The 22365-nt window shown below is 56.5% G+C and carries 20 protein-coding genes and 1 pseudogene; 12 read left to right on the plus strand and 9 right to left on the minus strand.

Annotated features, from left to right (window positions below; all coding sequences use genetic code 11):
* Positions 1-22 precede the first annotated feature (22 nt).
* Genes CKA81_RS12805 through CKA81_RS12825 form a run of 5 tightly spaced genes read left to right on the plus strand, consistent with a single transcriptional unit; the run spans position 23 to position 5159 of the window.
* Positions 23-850 (plus strand): TauD/TfdA dioxygenase family protein, encoded by an 828-nt coding sequence (locus CKA81_RS12805; RefSeq protein ID WP_128355615.1) that lies wholly within the window; start codon positions 23-25, stop codon positions 848-850.
* Positions 847-2070, plus strand: a complete 1224-nt coding sequence (locus CKA81_RS12810; RefSeq protein WP_128355616.1) for a thiolase C-terminal domain-containing protein — start codon at positions 847-849, stop codon at positions 2068-2070. The genes CKA81_RS12805 and CKA81_RS12810 overlap by 4 nt, the downstream gene beginning before the upstream one ends.
* Complete coding sequence (locus CKA81_RS12815; protein ID WP_128355617.1) at positions 2071-2559, plus strand: Zn-ribbon domain-containing OB-fold protein; 489 nt, start codon at positions 2071-2073, stop codon at positions 2557-2559.
* Positions 2556-4199: an AMP-binding protein gene (locus CKA81_RS12820; RefSeq protein WP_128355618.1), complete on the plus strand. Its 1644-nt coding sequence runs from the start codon at positions 2556-2558 to the stop codon at positions 4197-4199. Before CKA81_RS12815 ends, CKA81_RS12820 begins: the two co-directional genes overlap by 4 nt.
* 51 nt (positions 4200-4250) lie before the next feature.
* Complete coding sequence (locus tag CKA81_RS12825) at positions 4251-5159, plus strand: LysR family transcriptional regulator (RefSeq protein WP_128355619.1); 909 nt, start codon at positions 4251-4253, stop codon at positions 5157-5159.
* On the opposite strand, the gene CKA81_RS12830 is transcribed toward CKA81_RS12825, so the two are convergent.
* Entirely contained in the window at positions 5147-5710 is a 564-nt protein-coding gene (locus CKA81_RS12830; protein WP_128355620.1) for a TetR/AcrR family transcriptional regulator, read from the minus strand. The genes CKA81_RS12825 and CKA81_RS12830 overlap by 13 nt on opposite strands.
* A 206-nt stretch (positions 5711-5916) precedes the next feature.
* Between CKA81_RS12830 and dctP the strand changes: the two genes are divergently transcribed.
* From dctP to CKA81_RS12865, 7 genes are read left to right on the plus strand one after another with little or no spacing between them, the layout of a single operon-like run.
* On the plus strand, positions 5917-7056 hold the full coding sequence (gene dctP / locus CKA81_RS12835) for a TRAP transporter substrate-binding protein DctP (protein WP_128355621.1): 1140 nt from the start codon (positions 5917-5919) through the stop codon (positions 7054-7056).
* A 41-nt stretch (positions 7057-7097) separates the two neighbouring features.
* Positions 7098-7583, plus strand: a complete 486-nt coding sequence (locus CKA81_RS12840) for a TRAP transporter small permease subunit (RefSeq protein ID WP_128355622.1) — start codon at positions 7098-7100, stop codon at positions 7581-7583.
* Between the two features lie 31 nt (positions 7584-7614).
* The gene (locus CKA81_RS12845; RefSeq protein ID WP_128355623.1) at positions 7615-8991 is read left to right on the plus strand and encodes a TRAP transporter large permease; all 1377 of its coding nucleotides are present in this window, start codon (positions 7615-7617) and stop codon (positions 8989-8991) included.
* A 20-nt stretch (positions 8992-9011) separates the two neighbouring features.
* Entirely contained in the window at positions 9012-10163 is a 1152-nt protein-coding gene (locus tag CKA81_RS12850) for a CaiB/BaiF CoA transferase family protein (RefSeq protein WP_128355624.1), read from the plus strand.
* Entirely contained in the window at positions 10160-10891 is a 732-nt protein-coding gene (locus CKA81_RS12855; protein ID WP_128355625.1) for an enoyl-CoA hydratase/isomerase family protein, read from the plus strand. The genes CKA81_RS12850 and CKA81_RS12855 overlap by 4 nt, the downstream gene beginning before the upstream one ends.
* A 10-nt stretch (positions 10892-10901) precedes the next feature.
* Positions 10902-12587, plus strand: a complete 1686-nt coding sequence (locus CKA81_RS12860; RefSeq protein WP_128355626.1) for an AMP-binding protein — start codon at positions 10902-10904, stop codon at positions 12585-12587.
* A 2-nt stretch (positions 12588-12589) separates the two neighbouring features.
* Entirely contained in the window at positions 12590-12931 is a 342-nt protein-coding gene (locus CKA81_RS12865; RefSeq protein ID WP_128355627.1) for a carboxymuconolactone decarboxylase family protein, read from the plus strand.
* Positions 12932-13036: 105 nt separating this feature from the next.
* Here the strand turns inward: CKA81_RS12865 and CKA81_RS12870 are convergent, their stop codons facing one another.
* From CKA81_RS12870 to CKA81_RS12910, 8 genes and pseudogenes are all read right to left on the minus strand, one after another.
* Positions 13037-13861 carry a MurR/RpiR family transcriptional regulator gene (locus CKA81_RS12870; RefSeq protein ID WP_237183389.1) on the minus strand — a complete coding sequence of 275 codons (825 nt, stop codon included), beginning with the start codon at positions 13859-13861 and terminating at the stop codon, positions 13037-13039.
* A 98-nt stretch (positions 13862-13959) separates the two neighbouring features.
* Positions 13960-15600 carry a class I adenylate-forming enzyme family protein gene (locus CKA81_RS12875; RefSeq protein WP_128355629.1) on the minus strand — a complete coding sequence of 547 codons (1641 nt, stop codon included), beginning with the start codon at positions 15598-15600 and terminating at the stop codon, positions 13960-13962.
* Between the two features lie 42 nt (positions 15601-15642).
* A complete protein-coding gene (locus tag CKA81_RS12880) occupies positions 15643-16053 on the minus strand; it encodes a hotdog fold domain-containing protein (RefSeq protein ID WP_128355630.1) in 411 nt (136 codons plus the stop codon).
* 23 nt (positions 16054-16076) lie between these two features.
* Positions 16077-17755: pseudogene (locus CKA81_RS12885) on the minus strand (hydantoinase B/oxoprolinase family protein).
* Positions 17722-19758 (minus strand): hydantoinase/oxoprolinase family protein, encoded by a 2037-nt coding sequence (locus CKA81_RS12895; protein WP_128355633.1) that lies wholly within the window; start codon positions 19756-19758, stop codon positions 17722-17724. The pseudogene CKA81_RS12885 and the gene CKA81_RS12895 overlap by 34 nt, the downstream one beginning before the upstream one ends.
* Positions 19759-19797: 39 nt before the next feature.
* Positions 19798-20580, minus strand: a complete 783-nt coding sequence (locus CKA81_RS12900) for an ABC transporter ATP-binding protein (protein ID WP_128355634.1) — start codon at positions 20578-20580, stop codon at positions 19798-19800.
* Positions 20577-21563 carry a branched-chain amino acid ABC transporter permease gene (locus tag CKA81_RS12905; RefSeq protein ID WP_128355635.1) on the minus strand — a complete coding sequence of 329 codons (987 nt, stop codon included), beginning with the start codon at positions 21561-21563 and terminating at the stop codon, positions 20577-20579. The genes CKA81_RS12900 and CKA81_RS12905 overlap by 4 nt, the downstream gene beginning before the upstream one ends.
* Positions 21560-22360: a branched-chain amino acid ABC transporter permease gene (locus CKA81_RS12910; protein WP_237183390.1), complete on the minus strand. Its 801-nt coding sequence runs from the start codon at positions 22358-22360 to the stop codon at positions 21560-21562. Before CKA81_RS12910 ends, CKA81_RS12905 begins: the two co-directional genes overlap by 4 nt.
* Positions 22361-22365: the final 5 nt, after the last annotated feature.

Consider the following 22365-nt stretch of genomic DNA (forward strand, 5'->3'; position numbering starts at 1 on the left):
CTCTGACATTGCAAGGACTCAAATGAACACCACTAATACCTGCGTTGAAATCCGTAAGCTGGCGGGCACCATCGGTGCCGAGATTTCCGGCGTCGACCTGAAGGATCTGTCGCAAGAAGAGTTCCAGGACATACACCAAGCCTTCCTTGACCACGGTGTGATTGTGTTTCGTGGGCAGTTTCTCGACCCTGATCAGCACGTTGCATTCGCTCGTCGATTCGGTGATGTCATGGTCTATAAAGGCTTTGAGAAAACATATCGCAAAGACCTTCCGGAAGGCATGTTTCACTTTTCCAATGACGGTAAGGAAAAGGTTATTACCGAAAACTGGCATTTCGATGGAACCTACTACGATGCGCCGCCGGCAATCGGCATCCTGGCGCCCGTGCGCTTGCCCGAGTATGGCGGCGACACAATGTGGTCCAACCAGTATGTCGCCTACGACAGTCTTTCGGACGGCATGAAAGACCTGTTGGGGCGACTGCGTGTACGCTGCGAATCGCATCGCAGCAGTCGCAAGTATCAGTTGGAAGTCATGTCGGCGGTTCACCCTGCTGTACGCCGCCACCCCGAGACGGGGCGTCTGTCGCTGTATATCGGCAACCCGGAGACCTGCAATTGCTTCGATGGAATGACGCCGGAAGAAAGCGCTCCGCTGATACGGTACCTATATGATCGGGCCTCCCAGCCGGACAACACCTACCGCCATCACTGGCAACTGGGCGACATCGTGGTTTGGGACAATCGCTGCACCATGCATTACGCCGTGCACGACTATGCCGACCTGCCGCGCGACATGTATCGCATGACGATTAACGGCGAACCCAACCGCGGCCCCGTCGACGAATGAGCCGCTACCCGGACGGCTTGGACTTGCGGCGACCGCAAAGCCGCGGCATGCAGCGCGTTGCCATTGCCGGCATCGGCACCACCAAGTTCTCTCGCTCCTCCGGGCTAAGCGAGCTTCAGCTTGCCGTGCAGGCCATCACAAACGCCATGCAAGATGCGGGCCTAGATCTGGGCTCGATCGATGGCATCGTGCGCTTTACCGCCGATTCCAACAAGGAATCAACCTTGGTCAACGCCTTGGGCCTGCCCGATCTGCGCTTCTTCGCAGAGGTCGGCTATGGCGGAATGGCGGCCGCAGGCAGCATAGCGGTAGCCCGGGCCGCCGTCGCTTCGGGGCAAGCCCGCTGCGTCGTCTGTTTCAGGGCGATGAATGGCAGGTCCGGGTTGCGGTTTGGGCGGGGCGAGCGCACGCTGCGAGCAGAGGACGACCAGATCGCCTATGCCGACGGCGAGCGCACATTCGGAAGCGCCCTCACCGGGCCTTATGGGCTGCTGTCACCGAGTCAACTAATGGGCATGTGGGCGCACAGGTATGCTCATACGTTCGCTATAAGTCATGAAAAATTAACACGTACGCTCGCAGAAGTGGCCATCGTGCAGCGCGAGTACTCACATCGAAACGAGAATGCGGTGCTCGGTCAAAAGCCCCTTAGCTTGGACGACTATATGAGCAGCCGAATGATCGCCAGCCCGCTACGCCTGAATGATTTTTGCATTGAGATCGACGGCGGGGTAGCTATTATCGTGACCGCCATGGACCTGGCCAGGGACGCCTCGCGCAAGCCGGTGGAAATTCTGGCAGCCAACCAGGCACTGAAGCCACAGGGCGACACACCCGCACTGTACAGCGACTCAATCGAGCGGCACGCGCCAAGCGCTGCGCGCGACATCTTCGCCGTAGCAGGCATCGAGCCCGCTGACATCAATGTGGCCGCGCTTTACGACGCAACCAGCGTCATGGTCCCCATGCTGCTGGAAGACCTGGGCTTCTGTAGCCGCGGCGAGGCGGCCGATTTCATCCTGAGCGGAGAAACTAAAATCGATGGCATGCTGCCGACCAACACACATGGGGGCATGCTTTCCGAAGGCTATCTTCACGGCATGAACAACGCGCTGGAGGTGGTCCGCCAGATCCGGGGCGAGGCAGCAAACCAGGTGGCTGGCGCCCGCCTTGGCCTATTTTCGGTCGGCTACGGATCCGTCCTGCTGGGAGCCGTATAAATGAATTCCAACGATCACAATGCCAAGGACGACTCTGCCGCAATCCTGACCGGCGCAGGCGTGGGGCATGGCTCTGCCATCCTTCCGGACCGGCCCGGCCTTGTCGCGGAGTACTGGCAGGGCGCCCAGGAAAAAAAGTTGCTGCTGCAGCGCTGCTGTCGTTGCAGCAACTGCTGGCATCCCTTGAGCGATGTGTGCGGCGCTTGCCAGTCTTTTGACGTCGAATGGTTTCCCAGTACCGGCACAGGTTCGCTCTACTCCTATACCGTCGTGCACCATGCCGTCCACCCCATAGTCCAGGGCTGGGTGCCGTACACACTGTGCCTGATTGAACTGGACGAAGGCCCACGAATTCTTTCCACCCTTGAACCGGAATCCGGACAAGAGCCAGCAATCGGTACCCGGGCTCATCTGGAATTTCGCAGCATCCACAGCGGCTTTCAGCTACCTGTCTTCCGCTTGCTGCCTAACCGCAAAGATAATCCATGACGCAGCAATCCAACCACCGCGACGAACTCAATACGATCTACGGCCTGCTTGCGCACCGTGCCGCTACGCTGCGCAATCTTCCCTTCATCGCATTTGGCGACGTTCAGTGGTCTTACGCCCAAACGCTGGCAAACGCCGAAACGACAGCCCGATCTTTGATGGAACTGGGCTGCGAACGCGGCGCGCGGGTCGCCATGATGGTAGAGAACCGGCCTGAGTTCATCTCCGCCTGGTTCGGCACAGCATTGGCCGGCGGTGTGCACGTGCCCATTAACCTTGAATACCGGGGCGACATCCTGCGGCACGTTCTCTCGGACATTACGGCAACAATATTAATCTGCGAAGATTATCTGCTGTCCAACGTGCTGGCGGTCATGAAAGAGAGCCAACATGGCATGCGGACCATTGTTGTCCTGGGAACGGCGCCCGACGCAATAGCGTATACGGATGTGCGTATCATCGCCTGGTCCGAATTCGTAGAGGCTGGCACGGCCGCAACACCCAAGGAGTTTCGCAAGCGTCTGCCTGGTGACCTGGGTGCGATACTGCTTACTTCGGGCACCACCGGCGTCTCGAAAGGCGTCATGGTCAGTGACAAGCATTGCATTTACCATGGCCGCGAGGCGGCGCAAGCGTACGGCATGACATCCGCTGATGTCATGTACACCTGCTTGCCGCTATTCCATGGCAATGCCGAGTGGGCAACCGTATTGTGCGCGCTAAGCGCGGGCGCAAGCGTTGCCGTCTCGAAGCGTTTCTCAGCAAGCCGCTTCTGGGAACAAGTCCGGAAAGCAGGAGCGACGCAAATCGCCTTCCTGGGAACCATGCTGCACATCCTGATGGGGCAGCCGGAAAGCGAGGCCGACCGCAGTCATCGTGTACGTATCGGCACCTCGGTACCCTGCCCGCCCGACGTGATGGTTGCTTTTGAAAGACGTTTTGGCTTTCCATTGCTGGAAACATTCGGAACCACAGAAACCAAACGGATACTAAGCAACCTTCATTACCGGCGTCGGATAGGCTCTGCCGGACTGCCCACGCCCAGTAGCACCGTCGAAATCCATGATGCTCAAGGCTGGCCAGCACCCATAGGAACCGTCGGAGAACTGGCATACCGCCCCAAAGAGCCGGGCATCCTGACACTGGGTTACCTGAACCGCCCCGACGCAACGTTGGAGAGCCTACGCAACGGATGGTGGTACACCGGCGACCTGGCATGGCAAGACAGCGACGGCTTTGTTTACTTTGCAGGCCGCAAGAAAGACGCTTTGCGCCGGCGCGGCGAGAATGTATCGGCCTTCGAGGTGGAGCGCGCGCTTATCACCCATGCGGACGTGTTGTTGGTGGCAGTCGTAGCCGCCCCGTCCGCGCTTTCCGAAGATGAGATCCTGGCTGTGGTTGTGCGCAAGAATGGCAGCGTCATAACTGAGGCTGAAATCTTCGCCCACGCCAACGAGCGCCTTCCTTCGTTCATGGTTCCACGCTTCATCGCGTTCGTGGATGAACTGCCGCAAACGCCCACAGGCAAGATCGCAAAGGAAGGACTTGCAAAACAGGTTATGCAGCAGACCGTATGGGATTGCGAGGCAGCGGGTATCAGCGCTACCAAAGCCGGTCAGGCCGCGAAACTGCAATGCTAATATCGCGTCGTTACCGCCCAGACCACTAAAGGGCGCTCTGCGGAGTTTACGATGCGTATTGATCTGGTCCACTTGCGAACCTTCGTGGCGGTTGCCGAGGAACAGCACCTTACCAGAGGGGCCGAACGTATCCACGTCAGCCTATCTGCTGCCAGCGCGCATATCAGGTCACTGGAAGAAGCGCTGGATACGGTCCTGTTCACGCGTACTAACCGCAACCTGGAACTCACTCATGCAGGCAACTACTTGCTTAGCGACGCGAAGGAGCTCCTGCAACGGGCCAGCGTGTTCACCTCTTTGGCTCGCGAAATTCGCGGCAAAACAGAAGGACGACTGGTTATCGGATCAAGCAGCGATCCGTCTGCAAGCCGAATCGGCATCGTCGTAGCGACCCTGCGCGAGCAACACCCTTACATCAACGTGGAGCTGCGCGCGCGCCCTAGCTCGGGAGCCAGGGAAGGACTTAAAACCGGCGAACTGGATATTGGCATTTTCCTTGGACGCCCTATAGACCCGCAACTGTCGTATGAATTGCTGGATAACGCCTGCTTCGTGGTTGCGGGTCCAGCCGCCTGGAAAGAGCGTATCGCCACAGCAGACTGGGCCGACTTGGCCCGGCTACCGTGGATAACACCTGTAGATCAGCGTATGGCGTACGCAATCATGCTTAATGAAATGTTTGACCAGCGCGATCTCGAGCTGAACTCCGTTGTGCAGTTCGACAACGAAGCTATCGGACGCGCCCTGATGCGGCAAAAGGTCGGAATGATGCTGGTTAGAGAGGAACACGCGCTGCGCGGTGAGCAAGAGGGCGTACTGGCGCGATCGCCGATAGCCCGGGTGACTTTCCCGTTGGTGATGGCTTTTGCCGCCAGGCGCCACGAAGATCCCTTGATCAAAGCATTTATGGCTGCGGCTAAGACGGCCTGGCCGGCGGCGCAGCCTGCTTACAAATCCTGAAGCAAAAACGCCTTTAATTGCGCCAGCATCCGCTTGAACGGAGCGGTGCTTTCCAGACCCCTGGACAGCACCAGCGCCCCTTCCACCCAACACACTGCGGCCTCGGCCCGACTTCGAGCCACAGGGCGACTGTGGCCGGCTTGCTCGAGCGCGGCCGCCAGCACATCGATCCAGCACCGTAAGCCACCCATGATGTGTCGGTCAAACTCTTTGGGTACCGTACCGAGGGCCAACACACCCAGCAGGCAGGATTCCTCGCCTTTGCGGTAGTACGTGTCGAGATTACTGATGAACTTGACAATGCGGCGCTTGCCGTCGCCTTCCTTTTGCAAGGGCTGAACTATCTGCTGGGTGAAAAGCGTGTTGGCGCGATCAATGACAGCCAGCGCCATCTCTTGCTTTCCATTGGGAAAATGATAGTACAAGCTGGCTTTACCTAGCCCTGAAGCCTGCGCCAGCCTGGTTAGCGACGCCGCCTCGTAGCCTTCATCTCTGAAAACCTTGGCTAGACGATCCAGCACTTCATCTCTGGAAGCGATAGAAGCCGTCATCACATAAACCTTCGCATGGTGCTTATCCTTGCATTGACTGACATGACCTAAGTGCCAGTGTCGGCGATATAAATATCGATATAGTGAAAACAGTATATACCGATCGTTCGGTTAACAAAACAGTTGACTTCAAAATTCTCCTGCTCTAATCTACCCGATCTTTCTGACAGAACGTTCGGTTAGAAAATCCAAACAGGAGGAGACACATGCAAGTTTCACGCAAACCCGCCCGCTTCATTGCGAAGGCAATAATTACAACAACCTTGGTAGCACTAGGCAGCTTCGGCGCCCTTGCTAACGCGCAAGCGGCAAGTGCTGCAAAAGTCCGACTTTCTTTTTCCAGTGCGCTGGGCCCCGACACAGCAGTCAACAAGCAAGCCAAGTGGTATATGGACGAAGTGGCCAAGCGTAGCGGCGGGCAAGTCCAATGGGACGAGTTCTACGCTGCCTCGCTGCTTTCATCAGTGGATACCGTCAGCGGCGTAGCCGACGGTCGAGCCGATGTCGCCTACTTCGCTTCCGTTTACGATCCCTCGCGCTTTCCCTTGATGGACATCGGCTTTGTACCGATGCCAGGTAGCAATAGCGTAGGAAATGCACGCGCGTGGCGTGAACTGATGGAGGAGAACGAAGCGCTGCAAGCAGAAGCCCGCGCCGCAGGCGTCAAAGTTCTGATCTTTAACGGCGTTGCCAGTACATCCAACATTGTCACCAAGCAGCCGCAGGACGACCTGGCGCAGTTCAAGGGCAAGAAGGTGCGCTTTGTCGGGCCGGTCACCACGGCCATACAGAAGCTCGGCGCCAACCCGGCTAGCATCGCGGCCGAAGATATATACGAAGCGATGGAGCGTGGGCTGATCGATGGCATCGGCGGCACATCGATAGAATCGGTTGTCGGTAGCGGCTGGCACGAGGTTGCCCCGTGGATGCACTACCTGCCTATCGGCAACTATGCGTCATCACTGGGCGTCATCATTGGCCTGAACACTTGGGAGAATCTTCCTGCAGACTTGCAAAAAGTCATGATGGAAGTGGCAGACGACTACTATCGCCAGCTTCCGAACATCTTGGCGGCATCCGAAAAAGCGGCCTGCGACCAACTGCTTGCAGCTGGCGGGGGCACCATTGTCTATGACCTGACCAACCCGGTAGCCAAGGACTGGGTCGACGGGGTGGGTGATTCGGTATTCGAGGTGTGGCGAAGCAATGCGCAACGCAGCCGCGTCAGCGCTGAAGCCATTGCTTCTGTAGAGGCCGACTATAAGCAGAAACTATTGGCGCACGCCAATGTACCCAACTATACCCCTGGGGAATTCCTGTGCAGCGCCCGCTCCAGGCGCGGCTAAGCCCGGCACCCTGAATATCCAGCAAACAAAAGGGGAACCTCATGGCCAGAAACAACTCTCCGACAGCTTGGGCAGCCGTTATTGCCGGCATCGGGATCGTCATTCTCATGTTCCTGACGGTGGTGGACGTGCTTATGCGCAAGTTCACCGGCCAAGGGGTTCCCGGCGCGCTGGAGTATAGCGAAGTGATACTGGCGGCCTGCGTGTTCCTGGGGTTCGCGGCGGCCGAACGATCCGGCGCCAACGTTAAGACCAACATGATCACCTCGCAACTTTCGCGTACAAGCCGGCGCCTTTTTGTCTTGCCTGCCCTCGTGGCATGCATCGTATTCATGCTGATGCTTATCTATGCCACCAGTTTCAGTGCGTACGACTCATTCATACGCGCCGAGTCTCGCTTTGGCCTGATACGCGTGGCCATCTGGCCTGCCCGTGTCGCATTGACGATAGGTCTCGTTCTGATGCTTGTGGAGTATCTGGTCAATATCCGCAAAGCCAGCCCGCAAGATCCCCTTCAGAATCTATAACCCGTAAGGGAATGCCACTGGAGCATTAATCATGTCTTTAGAGACAATCTTCGTTGTGACGCTGGTGATCGGCCTACTCGTCTACATTGTGCTGGCAGAACAACCCATCTGGCTGGCGTTGGTTATCTCCGGCGGTGTCGGCATCTACTTGCTGAAAGGTAATGGTGTATTGATGTCGTCTCTGGGGACACTACCGTTCTCGGCTACATCGAAGTATTCCTTTCTGATTATTCCCATGTTCGTGCTCATGGGGGTGGTAGCCAGCAAGGCCAGATTGGCCGAAGACGTCTACGCGGTTGCCGAGAAGTTCTCGCGGCGGCTTCCCGGCGGTTTAGCGATCGCAACGATTCTTGCCTGCGGAGGCTTTGCGGCGGTGACCGGATCCAGTGTTGCCACAGTTGCGACCATAGGCCGCATCGCGATCGACGAGATGAAGAAGCATGGCTACCGCGTAGCCGCTGCGGCGTCCATCGTAGCTAGCGGTGGCACGCTGGGCGTACTGATTCCGCCGAGCATCATTCTGGTCGTCTACGGCATTCTCACTGGCGAATCCATAGGCCGCCTCCTTCTTGCCGGCATAGGGCCGGGCCTACTGTCCATCGCTGTATACATCGTCACCATAGTCGTTCTATACAAGCGCGGTTTCTTTACCGAGCGCGCCGCCGGCCATCAAGGACAACAGCCGGAAAGCCCGGCGCTTGCCACTACATCGAGCAACGCGATTGCTCCACGGAGGCTGACCTCCAGCAATTACGTAGGCACCGCCTATATCGGCGCACTGTTCTTCGTAGTCATCGGAGGACTGTACTCGGGGCTCTTCACGGCGACCGAATCTGGCGCCATCGCCGCGGCCTTGGCGGTGGTTGTGCTCTTCGTTCGCACGGTCAGAACACCTGCACTTTTCCTGGGGCGCTTTCGCGAGGCCGTTTCAGAGACTGCCCAACTTAGCAGCATGATCTTCGCACTACTGATCGGCGGGGCGGTCTTCACCTACTTCCTCGTAGCAAGCAGGTTGCCGATGATACTGGTCCAAGCCGTCACGTCGGCCGATGTGTCGGCCATGACGGTACTGCTGCTGGTCTTGCTGGCGATGCTGGTTCTCGGATGCTTCCTGGACTCTTTATCCATCCTGGTCATCACGATTCCGCTGGCCTACCCCGTATTGAATAGCCTGGGCATCGATGGCATTTTGCTGGGAATCCTGGCCGTAAAAGCCATTGAAATCGGTCTCGTCACCCCGCCAGTCGGCTTGAATGTGTACGTGGTCTCGGCCGCCGTGCCCGGGCTGGAGCCCAGCGCGGTATTCAAAGCCATCTGGCCCATGGTCATCGCCGATCTTATCGTCATTGCCCTACTGATCGTCTTCCCCGGTATAGCGACTGCTCTGCCCGACATGATGTACGGCTAACGTTAACCTGGAAAGCTTGCATGAACCCCGTAACACAACGTCCGCTGCATGGCGTGAACATTCTTGAACTGCAAGGCATGGGTCCCGTGCCGTTTTGCACCATGATGATGGCCGACCTGGGCGCCAACGTGATACGCGTTGACCGCAAAGATGCGCCAGGCGCTGTCGTTCCAGACAATCCGATCGTCAATCGTGGGCGCCGGTCCATCGTCATCGACCTGAAGTCCGAAGGCGGCGCCTCAGTGTTTCGTGACCTGGTGAAAAAGTCGCACGTGCTTATCGAAGGATACCGCCCCGGTGTTGCCGAGCGACTCGGCGTGGGCCCCGATGTGTGCCATGCGCTTAATCCTGAACTCGTTTACGCCCGACTGACCGGCTGGGGACAAAGCGGCAGGCGCTCGCAACTGGCGGGGCATGACATCAACTACATTGCCGCGACGGGCGCTTTGCATGCCATAGGCGAAACACGTCCGGTGGTTCCACTGAATATCATAGGCGACTATGCCGGCGGCTCGGCCCTGGCCTTCGGCGGAATCATGGCCGCATTGCTGAATGTCGCAAAAGGCGCCAAATGCCAAGTAGTGGACTCTGCCATGGCCGAAGGGGTGTCGTACCTGCTGTCATTTCAGTATGGCTTGCTGGCACAAGATGCCTGGAAGGATCAGCGTAGTGTGAATCTGCTTGATGGCTCGCATCCGCTGTATCGGGTCTATGAATGTCGCTGCGGCGACTACATGGCTGTCGGGGCACTCGAGTCCAGGTTTGCAAACGTCCTGTTCGACCGGATGGGCGAGGACGATCTCAAGCAGTTGGATCTTCATGATCCTGCAGCGCTAAAGACCATAGAACAGCGCCTCGAACAGGCTTTTCTTTTGAAAGATCGTGATGCCTGGGCAACCATCCTGGAAGACAGCGATTGTTGCGCCACGCCTGTACTAAGTTTGCTGGAAGCCCGCGACGACCCGGGCCTGGCTGACCGAAATACCTTCCGCGAGCGCCAAGGCTTGTCCGAGCCCGCGCCCTCTCCACGTTTTTCTTTTTCCGCGGCAGAAACCTTGGCAGCTCCGGCCTCCGGCCAACATACGCGCGACATACTCGAAGAACTGGGTTACGGCATCGAAAAGATCGATGAACTGCTGCAGTCAGCCGCTGTATCCGGAGGCGAAGAATGAGCGACATCCTGTTCACCGAGTTCACTGGGCGCAGTGTCACCATCACCTTGCATCGGCCTTCACAAGCCAACGCCATGAATTGGGACATGCTCGACGCCATCAGTTCGGTCTTTCGCGATCTGGCGCAGCGGGACGACATCGACGTCGTAGTGTTGCAAGGCGCGGAAGGGCATTTTTGCTCTGGCTGGGACGTTTCTCATGCAGTAAGCACTCCAGACGAAGCCCTGCTGCTGAATCAGCGCGGGCAAGAAATGATAGAGGCTGTTCAGCAATGCCCGGCAGTGACGGTGGCAGCGCTGGAAGGCGCCGTCATCGGTGGCGGCTTGCTGCTGGCCGCAGCGTGCGATATACGCATCGGTACGCCGTCCATCAAGCTTTGCCTGCCAGAAGTCAATTTCAATGTACCTGTGCTCTGGACGGGGCTATCCCCCTTGGTGCGCGAGATCGGATTCAGTGCCACGCGCGAGCTTGCCTTCACCGGCAGGAGGTATGACGCGGCATGGGCGATACAGCGCGGCCTGATCAGCGAGTGCGTTGACGCCGATGCCTTGCCGGCCACTGTGGAATCGCTGATCAAGCGGCTGGACAACGGAACCGGCGACGCATTGAAGACCATGAAGAAGGATCTTATCCGCTTGGCCGCAGCCCTTATGCCCGCCGCTCACGACTACGGCGCGCCTAAGATCGTCGACAGTGTCATGACCAGCATTCTTGCCAAACATAAGTAAAGAGACGGCCATGCATCCCGAAACAGAACAAGACCTTCGAGGCTTCCTGGACACGCGGCAATGCCTGCACGCCACGCTGCAAAAGTCTGCCCGGCGCCACCCTGATCGCTGCGCGCTCGTGTTTGGGGACGATGCCTACACCTACCGGCAGCTTTGGAGCGATGTCAGGAAACTGGCCCAAGGGCTGCGTGCCCATGGGGTGGCACCGGGCGACAAGGTCGCCATCATGCTGCCCAACAGCTATGACTTCGTGCTGGCGGTGTATGCGTTATCTTGCCTGGGTGCTATCGAAGTACCCATCAACACGCGCTACAAGAAGTCCATGCTGCAGCATGTATTGCAAGATTCCGCGGCAAAAATCGCCGTGGTGCACCCTAGTTTTGTCCCGGCCTTTGCTGAGCTCTACGAGACGGGCAAAGACATCCCACTGCAAGGCATATTCATCGTCGACTCGGTGTCGGCCCCCGAGGCGCCGCCCCCAACAACGCAGGCGACGGGCTTGCCGGCAAGCCTGTTGCGCCCTTGGGGCGAACTACTTTCGGGGCCTGCATTGTCAGAGCCTGATATCCATCAGGGCAACTACTTTGAGGTCCATGCCGTCCTCTATACCTCGGGCACCACAGGGCCCTCCAAGGGCGTGCTGGTAAGCCATTCGCATACATTGACCTACGCAAGAGACTGGATACGGGCAGTCGACTTCACCGCCGACGACATCATCTACAGCCCCTTGCCTCTGTTCCATACCATCGCACATAGTTTGGGTCTGGTGCCTTCTGTAGCTCTGGGCGCCCGTATCTGTTTCGATGCGAAGTTCAGCGCATCCAACTACTGGAAGCGAGCTGCGCAAACCCAGGCCACCGTCGTGCACGGCATCCACAGCATGGTGCCTATGCTGCTTAATCAGCCGACATCGCCGTGGGACCGCCAACACAAGGCCCGCTTGTTCTACAACGGGACCAGTAGCGAGGCGGCAAGTTTCAGGCAACGGTTTGGTTGCGGCATTGGCGAAGCCTATGGAGCGACTGAAACAGGCATGGTGGCTTTTACACGGAGCGGAACTACGCCACCGCCGGGATCCTGCGGGCTAATAAACCGCGAAGCATTCGAAGTATGCATCGTTGACGAACTGGACGACCCGGTGCCTTACGGACAGCGCGGTGAAATACTGGTCCGCCCCCGCGATCCTTACAGCATGATGTCGGGCTACCTGAATCGCCCCGACGCTACCGCCGAGGCCTATCGCAATCTCTGGTTCCATTCCGGCGACACCGGTGCAATAGACCCAGACGGCTATCTATTCTTCTATGACAGAAAAAAAGACGCCCTCCGTCGCCGCGGAGAAAACATCAGTTCCTACGAAGTGGAGCGCATCATCAACGCGCACCCAAGCGTTCTCGAGTCGGCCGTCATCGCCGTGCCCTCCGGCCTGGTGGACGACGAGGTAAAAGCCGTTGTCGTCCTGAAGGAAGGCGCGCAACTGGCCTATGAAGACTTAAACGAATTTCTCGGTCGCGAGCTTCCCGACTTCATGGTGCCTCGCTACCTTGAGTACAAAACGCAGCTTCCCAAGACGCCGAACGAAAAAGTAGAAAAACACATACTCCGTCAAGAAGGCAACTGCGGACTTACCGAAGCAACTTGGGACAGTACCCACCCACACGACTTTTCACCACCCACCTCATTAACTAAGGAATAAGCATGAGCAACAACTGGCCTGAAACACTGAACAATCTCGGCAAGGGCGGCGCCAAACTGGCCAAAGAAATTCCGGACGTCATTACCGCGTTTGGCAACCTTAACGCAGCCGTAGATCAAGGGAAGGTGCTCGACGCCAAGACGCGAGAGCTGATCTCGATGGCGGTTGCCGTCACTACCCGTTGCGACGGCTGCATCTCCGCCCATGCAGCGGCAGCCCACAAGGCAGGCGCCTCGAAAGAAGAGCTTGCCGAAGCACTGGGAGTCGCGATTGCATTGAACGCCGGCGCAGCCTTTGTGTACTCGACCCGCGCCCTGGAAGCGTTTGATCAACTGGGCGGTTAATTATAACGACGGCCCCGACCGGGCCGTGCCTAGTGGCATGGAAGAGCGGAGTTCAAGGCAATTAATGGCTCGTAGCCGGTCTTCCACAATCAACCTGTACTCGCGTCAATGACGAGACGGCTTCTTCCAGTACATGCCCAGTTCCTCCTTGCGCTTGAACTTCGCGCTGACTCTGTTCACCGCCTCTTTACCAAGCTCGGCCACGAGATTAGACAACAGTCCCTCGAACACCGAGAAAGTGGGCACCAGGGTTTGGTAAAAATTCGTGCTCGCCGTGGGCACAATGATCTTTCTCTTCGCCTTCAAAGCGACTGGTGAGACGGAACTGTCTGTAAGCGCCACAACCGGGATAGAGTGCTGAGCACAATATTGCGCTATCTGAACTGCGTCAGCTGCATAAGGGTCGAAGCTGATGATAAATACAATATCGTCCCGGTTAAAGGACACAAGGTCTTCGTCGAAGGTCGAAAACCGGCCTTCGAAAAGGCGTACATCCTCCAGAATTAGGCTGAGCACATACCGAAGATAAAACGCTGCGGGAAAGACACCGCTAGTGCCTACAACGCCAACACGACGCGCACCTAACAATAAAGCCGAAATACGCTTGAGTTCTTCTGAGGCTATCGACTTATGGGTGTCGACCAGATGGTTCACCAAATTGCCGGTCGTGCGGCTCCAAAAATCTCCATTCTCATCTTTGTTCCCACTGCCTATCATGCGCTTCGTGTGAACCCCATAACGCGAAGGCCCAGTGAGCGATAGGCCGACCCGGTACACGTCTCGGAACCCCTGGTAGCCCTGGAACCCCAACAGGTTGATGAACCGTACGACGGTGGATGTGCTGACACCTGCCAATTCAGATACCTGACGAATAGGCAGCAGTGCGATGCGCGATGGCTCTTTCAGAACAAAGCGACTGAACTTCTGCATGCCTGGGCTCAGGTTGGGATACTCAGCTTCGATCCGTTGTTGGATGTCGATTACCGTAAGGGGTCGCTTTGTTCTTGTCATTTCCGATTCTTATATGATCATTGCCAAGAGCCTACTACACGATCATAACTGCCTGCCCGAAGATCGACCTTTTCGGACAATAAAGCAGGCTTCGCTATTTTGCCGGATGCCGTCTTGGGAAGCGCATCGCGAAACTCGAAATATCGGGGAACCTTGAACGAGGCAAGATTGTCTTTGCAATAAATGATCAAAGGATCGAGCATCATATCGGGACGCACTCCTTGCTGAGGCACAACGTAGGCTTTCACCTCCTCTCCTCGGGTGTCGTCCTTGACGCCCACCACCGCCGCTTCACAAACCTCGGGATAAGCGAGCAGCACGGACTCCAGCTCGTGTACAGAAATGTTTTCTCCAGCCCGTCGGATCATTTCCTTGATTCGGCCGATAATATAGAAATATCCGTTATGATCGCGCCGAAACAGGTCGCCAGTGCGGAACCAATCGCCATGAAACGACGCGGCTGTTGCTTCCGGCCTATTGAAATAGCCCTTCATAATGCCGGGACCACGAACCAGCAATTCACCGATCTCACCGTCCGGGACGGTGTTGCCTTCCGGGTCGGCGACCCGGGCCTCTCGGAAGGGAACAGGAACACCACAAGAGCCTGAACCTACCATGTCAGCGGCCTCTAAAGGCATGAATAGACCAGTGCCAATCTCCGTCATGCCGAAGGCCTCGCGCGCGCAAACATCGAAGCGTTCCTCCAGCAACATGTGGTTGTCTTTACTAAGGCCGTATACGTTCACCCGCATCAGCTCGTGATCGCGATCATGATCGGATACAGGCTGCTTGAGCACCACGTCCGGCATCAAGGCGAAGTTGATACGGTAATCGCGGATCCACGACATGAAGCGGCTGGCACTCTGCCGTTTGGCAACAAAAAGGCACGCACCGCTATACATCGACATTATAAATTGCCACTGCGGATCCATATAGAAGAACGGCGTAGATGCCAGAACCCGTCGGTACGCGAGGCCATCGCGGAAAGCATTCTGTTTTCCCGCGATCAACCAGTACCTGTGTGTCAACATGCAGCCTTTGGGAAAGCCAGTGGTACCGGACGTATATTGAATGTTCATCAAATCGTCCTGTTCGACTTGCGATTCCGGCTCGAAGGCGGCATCCTGGCCTTCGAGCAGACTATTCCAAGACGCATATCCGCTATCGGACGAATCCACAACGAATATCTTGCTCGCACCGAGTAAAGCACTTTGTCCTTTGCCGATATCTCGCCAAGCCGCCAGACAATCATCATGGATAATCAAGCACTGTGCGCGGGAATCGTCAACCACGTACTTCAATTCCCGGCCAGTGTAGGCAATGTTTATCGGCACCATCACCGCCCCAAGACGTGCTAGAGCTAGCCAGGTGATTGGGAACTGGACAATGTTGGGGAGCATGACCGCAACATGGGACCCCTTAGTGATACCTTTGCTCTTCAGTCCGTTCGCCAGCCGGTTGACCTGCAACAGCACATCCCCATAGGTCAGGGGTGCCGAATCAGACTCGAAAAAGTGAAGCGCCAATTTATCTCCGTGCGCCCGCGCCATACTTTCCAGCAAGCTTCCAATGTTCTTTGGTAAAGGTTCATTCTCAATCTTCTTCTTTCGCTCTATATAAGGTGGGCGATCGAGCGACAACATCCGTGCACGTGACATAGCGGCAGAAATTTCCTTAATCAGTTGTATAGGCCTGATGCGTCAGTTGCTGTGCTCGTAGCGCTGGAGCTCTTTGGGCACAACGATCGTGCCGGTTGCTCTCGCGACGAGAATTGGTGGATCGAGCACTTCTCCATGAGAGGGGCTTTGCCCTATGCCATAGGTCCTGGCGACAACATAAGCTTCATACTTGCGTCGGCGCGACGTATTTCCAGCGGACAGCTGCGTTGCCGTGACCCGCAGGTAGTCACCCTCATATGCAGGAGCTACGAACTCTACTTCGTCAAATGCTTTCATGAAGCCTGCGTCGCCGTCGAACATCATGGACAGCTTGCCTCCGGCCATACCAAACAGTTCCATGATGGTCCCAAGCGATACGACTTGATTGGCATAGTGGCTGTCCACGCGCAATTCGATAGTTGACTGCGGCATATTTGATTCTGTCTGTGTCATGGTTCTTATTCCTTGTGATGCTCTCACGCCACTACCGCCTTCTCGAGTTCGTTGGCGACGTCCTGATCGATTAATGATGGATCCCGCTGTTCTATAGCCCCGTAGCCGCCACCCCCTGGGGTACGCAGCACCACTCCGTCTCCCGGCTGGATGTATAGCCTGTCGATTTTCGTCAGGAAAGGCGCTTTAAACGACTTGCCAGCCACATGGAAGCTGTGGTCGGCCGGCTGCCCGGGATTTCCGCCGAACAAACCATGAGGCCTGGTCGTTCCACGGTCTCCCACCAAGGTCACGTAGGCTTCGCCATCGCGCAGCCTGAACGCCACCTCTATTCCGTAGCCGCCGCGATGCTTGCCAGCCCCTGCGGACTGCTCACGTATCGCATACTGGGTGAATAGCAAAGGTGTCGCATGCTCCAAAACTTCAATCGATGTATTGCGAGCTGTGGAGACGAGAGTCGATCCATTAGTTAGGCCATCACAAGAAATAGAGCCGCCGTAACCACCGCCGAAGAAGAACATGTTCACGTATTCTCCGCGACTAGGGCTGGTGCCGCCGATACCGATATTCGTACCGGTGCAGAAGGTCCCCGCCGGAATGCTCTGTGGCGCTATCGGTGCGAGGGCGCCTAGCACCGCACCAATCAACCGCTGGGCGGTTTCTGTGGTCGTCGCTGACACGGGCTTGGGCGGCCGCGGGTTATACATGTTTCCTTCCGGAATCACAAAGTGAAAGGGCACGAAACAACCGGAGTTCACAGGTATGTCGGGAAAAATATGCTTCATTCCGATCAGTAACGCACTGATGGTGCTACTTAGCGGGCAGTTAAAAGGGCCTCGGCACTCTCCGGAGCTTCGAGACACATCGAAGGTCATCTCAGACCCTTCAATAGTGATGTCCAGCGCAATCTTCAGCGGCAGATCCACAACGCCGTCATTGTCGAAGGAGTCCTCGAATGAATATTTACCGTCAGGAAGCTGCTCAATGCAGTCGCGCATCAGTTGCTCCGAGCGCAGCTTCAGTTCTTCTACGCATCTGAAGACTGTGTCTCGAGGGTAATGGTCAAACAGCCTTTCCAGGCCAGCGGTACCCACATCCAATGAGTTGATCTGGGCCGCCAGATCCCCCCGCCGGTCATTCGCTGAACGCATATTCAGAAGCATGACATTGAGCAGGTCTTCATTCATCACGCCGGCGCTCATCAACCGTACAGGCGGCATCCTGAAGCCTTCCTGATAGACATCGGTTGACGCGGGCGTGAAGCCACCTGGCGTCATCCCGCCCACATCTGGCCAGTGCCCGGTATTGCCCACAAGCATTGTGAGTTTGCCATCCCGGAAGTAAGGCTTCACCAGCTTTACGTCCATGGTGTGCGTGCCCCCGAGTATGGGTCGTTGACAATAAACACGTCTCCGGGCCTCATGGTTTCCGGCGGGAACGCCGCCAGCACATGCTGGACCGTGTGCTGCATGACCACAATAAATATGGGTAGGCCATTAGGTCCCTGGGCGATGACCTCCCCGGTTTCAGGATGGAACACGCCGCTGGCCAAGTCCCACGCATCGGCAATAATTGAGGATATCGCCGATGCGCCAAGCACCGTATCCATATCGTCGGCGATCTGCTCCAGATTGCCACGCATAACGGCAAGGGTGATTGGATCTACGCTCATGCTGTCCTCTCTACAAATATGCTGCCGCATTTCTGCACAATGCCGCAGTAACCTGGCTCAATAAAAGAGGTCGAGTCTTGCTGCAGCAGCAAGGCTGGACCGACGATCTCGAAATCGAACGGCAACGAGTGGCGTTCGTAAACCGATGTGGATTGCGGCTTGCCATTGAAGTAAACCAAGCACGTATCAGACGCTGGGGTCGGCGTGGTCGGCAATTTGTGAAACTTGCTCATATCGTCGACCGCCGGATCTCCCATCAGCGACGTTCTTAGATTGACCAACAGCACCTCGTACCCGTCCAGCAACTGCGAGTATTGGCGGTGATATGCCTCTTCGAAGGCCCGCTGCAGATACGCCTGGCTCAATTCCGCGTTAGGATCAAACTCTACATAGATGCTGTGGGTCTGGCCCAGGTAGCACATGTCTGCGCCCAGCACCGGGGTGATCTTATCTTTGGGCACGCCTTCGTGAATCAACAGTTCGGAGCCTTTTTCAATATGCTCGCCATAGACGGCCCCTAGAGAACGTACGTCCAGAGCTGGAATCGCTTGATTAAAGGCTTGTATGAAATCGTGTCTTAACGATCCGAGCAGGCACCCCATTGCCGAGGTAATGCCAGGGTACGGCGGAATAACCATTCGCTCGCACCCGGTCTCCCGCATGATACGGTTGGCATGCAAGGGGCCCGCCCCGCCAAAGGCAAGAATGCTGAAGTCGCGAGGATCGAGGCCACGCTCGAACAACTTCTTTCGAATGTATGCCCCCATCTGCGCGCCGGTAACCTTCAGTATGGCTTCTGCAGCATCCTCTACCGACAAACCCAGCGGGCCTGCGATGGCATCGGCGATGGCTGCCCTTGCTAAGTCTAAATTGAAGCCCAGGCCCGTATTCTTCCCAATAGCCAAGCTTTTTCCTAGCATGCCGAGAACCAGCTTGGCATCTGTAACAGTGGGCTGGGTTCCACCCTTTCCGAAGCATGCCGGCCCTGGGTCAGCGCCTGCGCTCTGTGGCCCAACCTGCAAGATGCCAGTCGAGTCGATGCGAGCAATACTGCCGCCTCCGGATCCGATAGCATGCACATCGATCATGGGGACACATAACGGCATGCCGAAGTCCAGATGTTGCTGATGAGTTCCCGCTGGGACTAAACCGTTAATAACGCAAATGTCCAGGCTCGTACCCCCCATATCGCAGGAGACGACATTTTGAAGGCCTGCGGTCTTGGCAATAGAAACCGCTGCGGTGACGCCGGCTGCCGGCCCGGAAAGAATGGTATTGGCAGCAAACTGAGGGACCATGGGAGCCGACACCAGTCCCCCATTGGATTGCACTACCAGCAGATCTTCGTGATACCCGCTTGCGCTTAGCTTGTCAGTCAGGGAGGAGAGATACCGCTCAAGCAAAGGCCGGACGTAACCCGCAATAACAGTCGTACTAGTACGCTCGAATTCGCGCATGACTGGAAGGACATCGCTGCTGATCACAATGTAGTCATTGGGCCAGACCTGCTTGACCAGTTCACGAGCGCGTTGTTCGTGCCGTGCATCGACATACGAATGCATGAAGCTGATAACCAGGACTTCGCAGCCTAAATCTCGCAGTCGCTCCGCCTGACTCACCACCTCGGCTTCGTTCAGTTCGGCAATAACTTCGCCATCAGCGCCAATGCGCTCGTCGACTTCCATCCGGTAACGCCTTTCAATCAAAGGCGTGAATTCCCCGATAAGGCCGTAAGTCTTGGGCCTGTCCCGCCGCCGTAGCTCCAGGACATCACGAAAGCCCCGAGTCGTCAGCAAGCCGCATTTAGCCCCCTTGCGCTCGATCGTTGCATTGGTAGCCACAGTAGTACCGTGCGTGATTAACGTTATATCTTTGGCATTGAGGCCCAAGGCTTCGATGCCGTTCATCAAGCCAAAGGCCTGGTCATGGCTAGTCGTTGGCACTTTAGCGGTTCTCAATTCGCCAGTTACCGTGTCTACATAGACGAGGTCCGTATTGGTCCCTCCAATATCAACTCCTACGATGTGCGCCAAGTTTCTCTCCAATAGTGTTAACGGCGGCAGACAGCTTTATTAGTCTTCCCAACTGCCGATGTAGGCTTCAATGACTGACGGATCGGACGCCACTTCATTTGGCAAGCCCTCGGCCAATACTTCGCCAAAGTTCAAGACAGTGACCTTGTGGCTCATATCCATGACAAAATGCATATCATGCTCAACCAACAGGATGGCCATTCCTTCTGCGGCAAACTGACGAATCAGAGTGGCGATATACTGCGTTTCAGTGGGGTTCAAACCCGCTGCGACCTCGTCCAACAGCAGCAGCTTGGGGTTAGTCCCCAACGCGCGCGCCACCTCAAGTACTCGGCGATGACCATATGAAAGGTTGGCAGCCTTCTCGTCCATCAGGCCCTCCAAACCTACACGCCTCAGTAAGTTCGAAGCTTGATCTAGAATGGCTTGTTCCTCGTGACGTTTTCTACGGAACGCGAACATGGAGCGAAGCGGACCTAGGCGCCCCCGCAGATGGCACCCAGCCATCACGGTCTCGATAACCGTCATTTCATCGAACAACTGCGGCGTCTGAAAAGTTCTTGCAATGCCGGCCGCAGCCAGCTTGTGCACTGGCCAACCAGTGATGTCTTTGCCCTGAAAGATGATCTTTCCGGTTGAAACGGGCGCTATGCCATTGATCAGATTGAAGGTGGTGGTCTTGCCCGCACCGTTGGGTCCTATCAGCGCATGTATGGCTCCGGCAGAAACTTGCATCGACACGTTATGCACAGCCCGCAGTCCGCCGAATGACTTGCCTACATTGACCAATTCCAGCAGGACGAGCTCGGTACTGACTGTCATTTCCCCATGCCCTCCGTCCGCTTGTTAAGAAATAACGTTGCTGCGCCGGCCAAGCCTTTGGGCATCAAGGTAAGTGACACGATCAGAATCAGGCCGAAGATCAGCATCTTGTACTCGGCAAATGCCCTTAAGTATTCCGGAACAACGACCAACAACGCGGCGCCAGCAACAGCACCTGCAAGGCTGCCCAAGCCTCCCACCGAGATCATGATCAACAACAACAATGACTCAAGCCAAGTGAAATGATCGGGATTGACGAAACCGTGCAGCTGAGGGATAAAAAGCCCGCCGAGTCCTGCGAAGCAGCATCCAATTACGATCACCCCCACCTTGTAGCCAGGCACATTCACGCCTAAGGACAGCGCGGCAGCCTCGTTCTGCCCTATTGCAGCAAAGGCCCGTCCTGCACGTCCCTGGATCATGCGGACCGCGAGCGCATAAGCGATAGCGAACACGACAAGCAGCACCACGAACAACTGCACTCGCGTCTCGACCACTGCGCCGAACAATTCAATTTTTGGGATACCGGTCAGCCCAGTGTGGCCGCCAGTTAAAGAAGACGAGTTGGCCAGTGTCTGATAAACAATGACGCCGAAACCGAAAGTCGCGATCTTGAAGTAGATTCCAGATAGGCGAATCAACTGCGCCATGAGAAGGCCAAAGAGCGCTGTAAGGGCAATGCCTGCTATTGCGGCAGTCATAAAGTGAAAGCCCAGCCTCATTTGCAGAAGCACGGTGGCGTACGCGCCGATACCCATGAAGGCCGCGTGGCCCAACGAGAGCTGACCAGCGACGCCAACCATCACTTGCAAACCTATCGCGGCCATAGCGTAGCAAATCACGACGCAACCCAGGTAAAGCCCGAAATCGCCGGCCAAAGGGGGCACGATAATTAAGGCCAACATCACAACACCATAGGCTTGCCAGTTCCTGCGGTCGCGCACTTGATATTCGTGCGTACTCTTACTTGTTGTTTGTGTCATGACGCTAGAATCCCTTTTCCAAGCAGCCCCTTGGGACGAATCAAAAGCAGAATTATCATTGCTGCGAACGCAATGCTGTCCTGGAACTCCGTACCAAGGATCGAGCCGCCCACTGCTTCGGCAACGCCTATCACCAGGCCGCCTATCACTGCCCCTTGCACATTTCCAAAACCGCCTACCGCTGCCGCGGCGAAAGCCTTGATGCCGATCAAACCCATGTCAAACGACACGAAATAGAGCGGCGCATAGAACACACCGGCCACCGTCCCAAGCATAGAAGCGACCACGAACGCAATGGACGAGGCCCTCGTTACGGAGATACCCATCAAACTCGCGGAATTGGGATCATCAGCAACGGCCCTCAGAGTCAAACCCGTCCAGGTGCGCGTGAAAAAATAATGCAGCAGCAGGAGAATAATCACCATGCCACCGGCTATATAGAAATAGGCTAGAGGCACAGTTTCCTGACCGAACTCCACGATTTCGAATCGCAGCGGCAAGTCATACACCACTGGATTGGCGCCCCATATGAGCCGGGCACCGTTGCTCAGAACCATGCCTATACCCAAGGTAAGCAGCACCAGGTAGATCTGGTTTGCATTGCGCTTTACCGCCGGACGGAGGATCAGTCTTTCTAGCAGGAAGCCTATGACGCCGCCCGCTACGACGGCGCCCAGCAGCAGCAGTGGGTACGGTGCACCCGGCACGAAAAGCAGTATGGTGTACCCCACGAATGCCCCGAGCATCATAATGTCGCCCTGAGCAAAGTTCACCAAAGCCATTGCGCGGAATATCATGCTAA

It is taken from the genome of Pollutimonas thiosulfatoxidans, assembly GCF_004022565.1.
Taxonomy (GTDB): domain Bacteria; phylum Pseudomonadota; class Gammaproteobacteria; order Burkholderiales; family Burkholderiaceae_B; genus Pusillimonas_D; species Pusillimonas_D thiosulfatoxidans.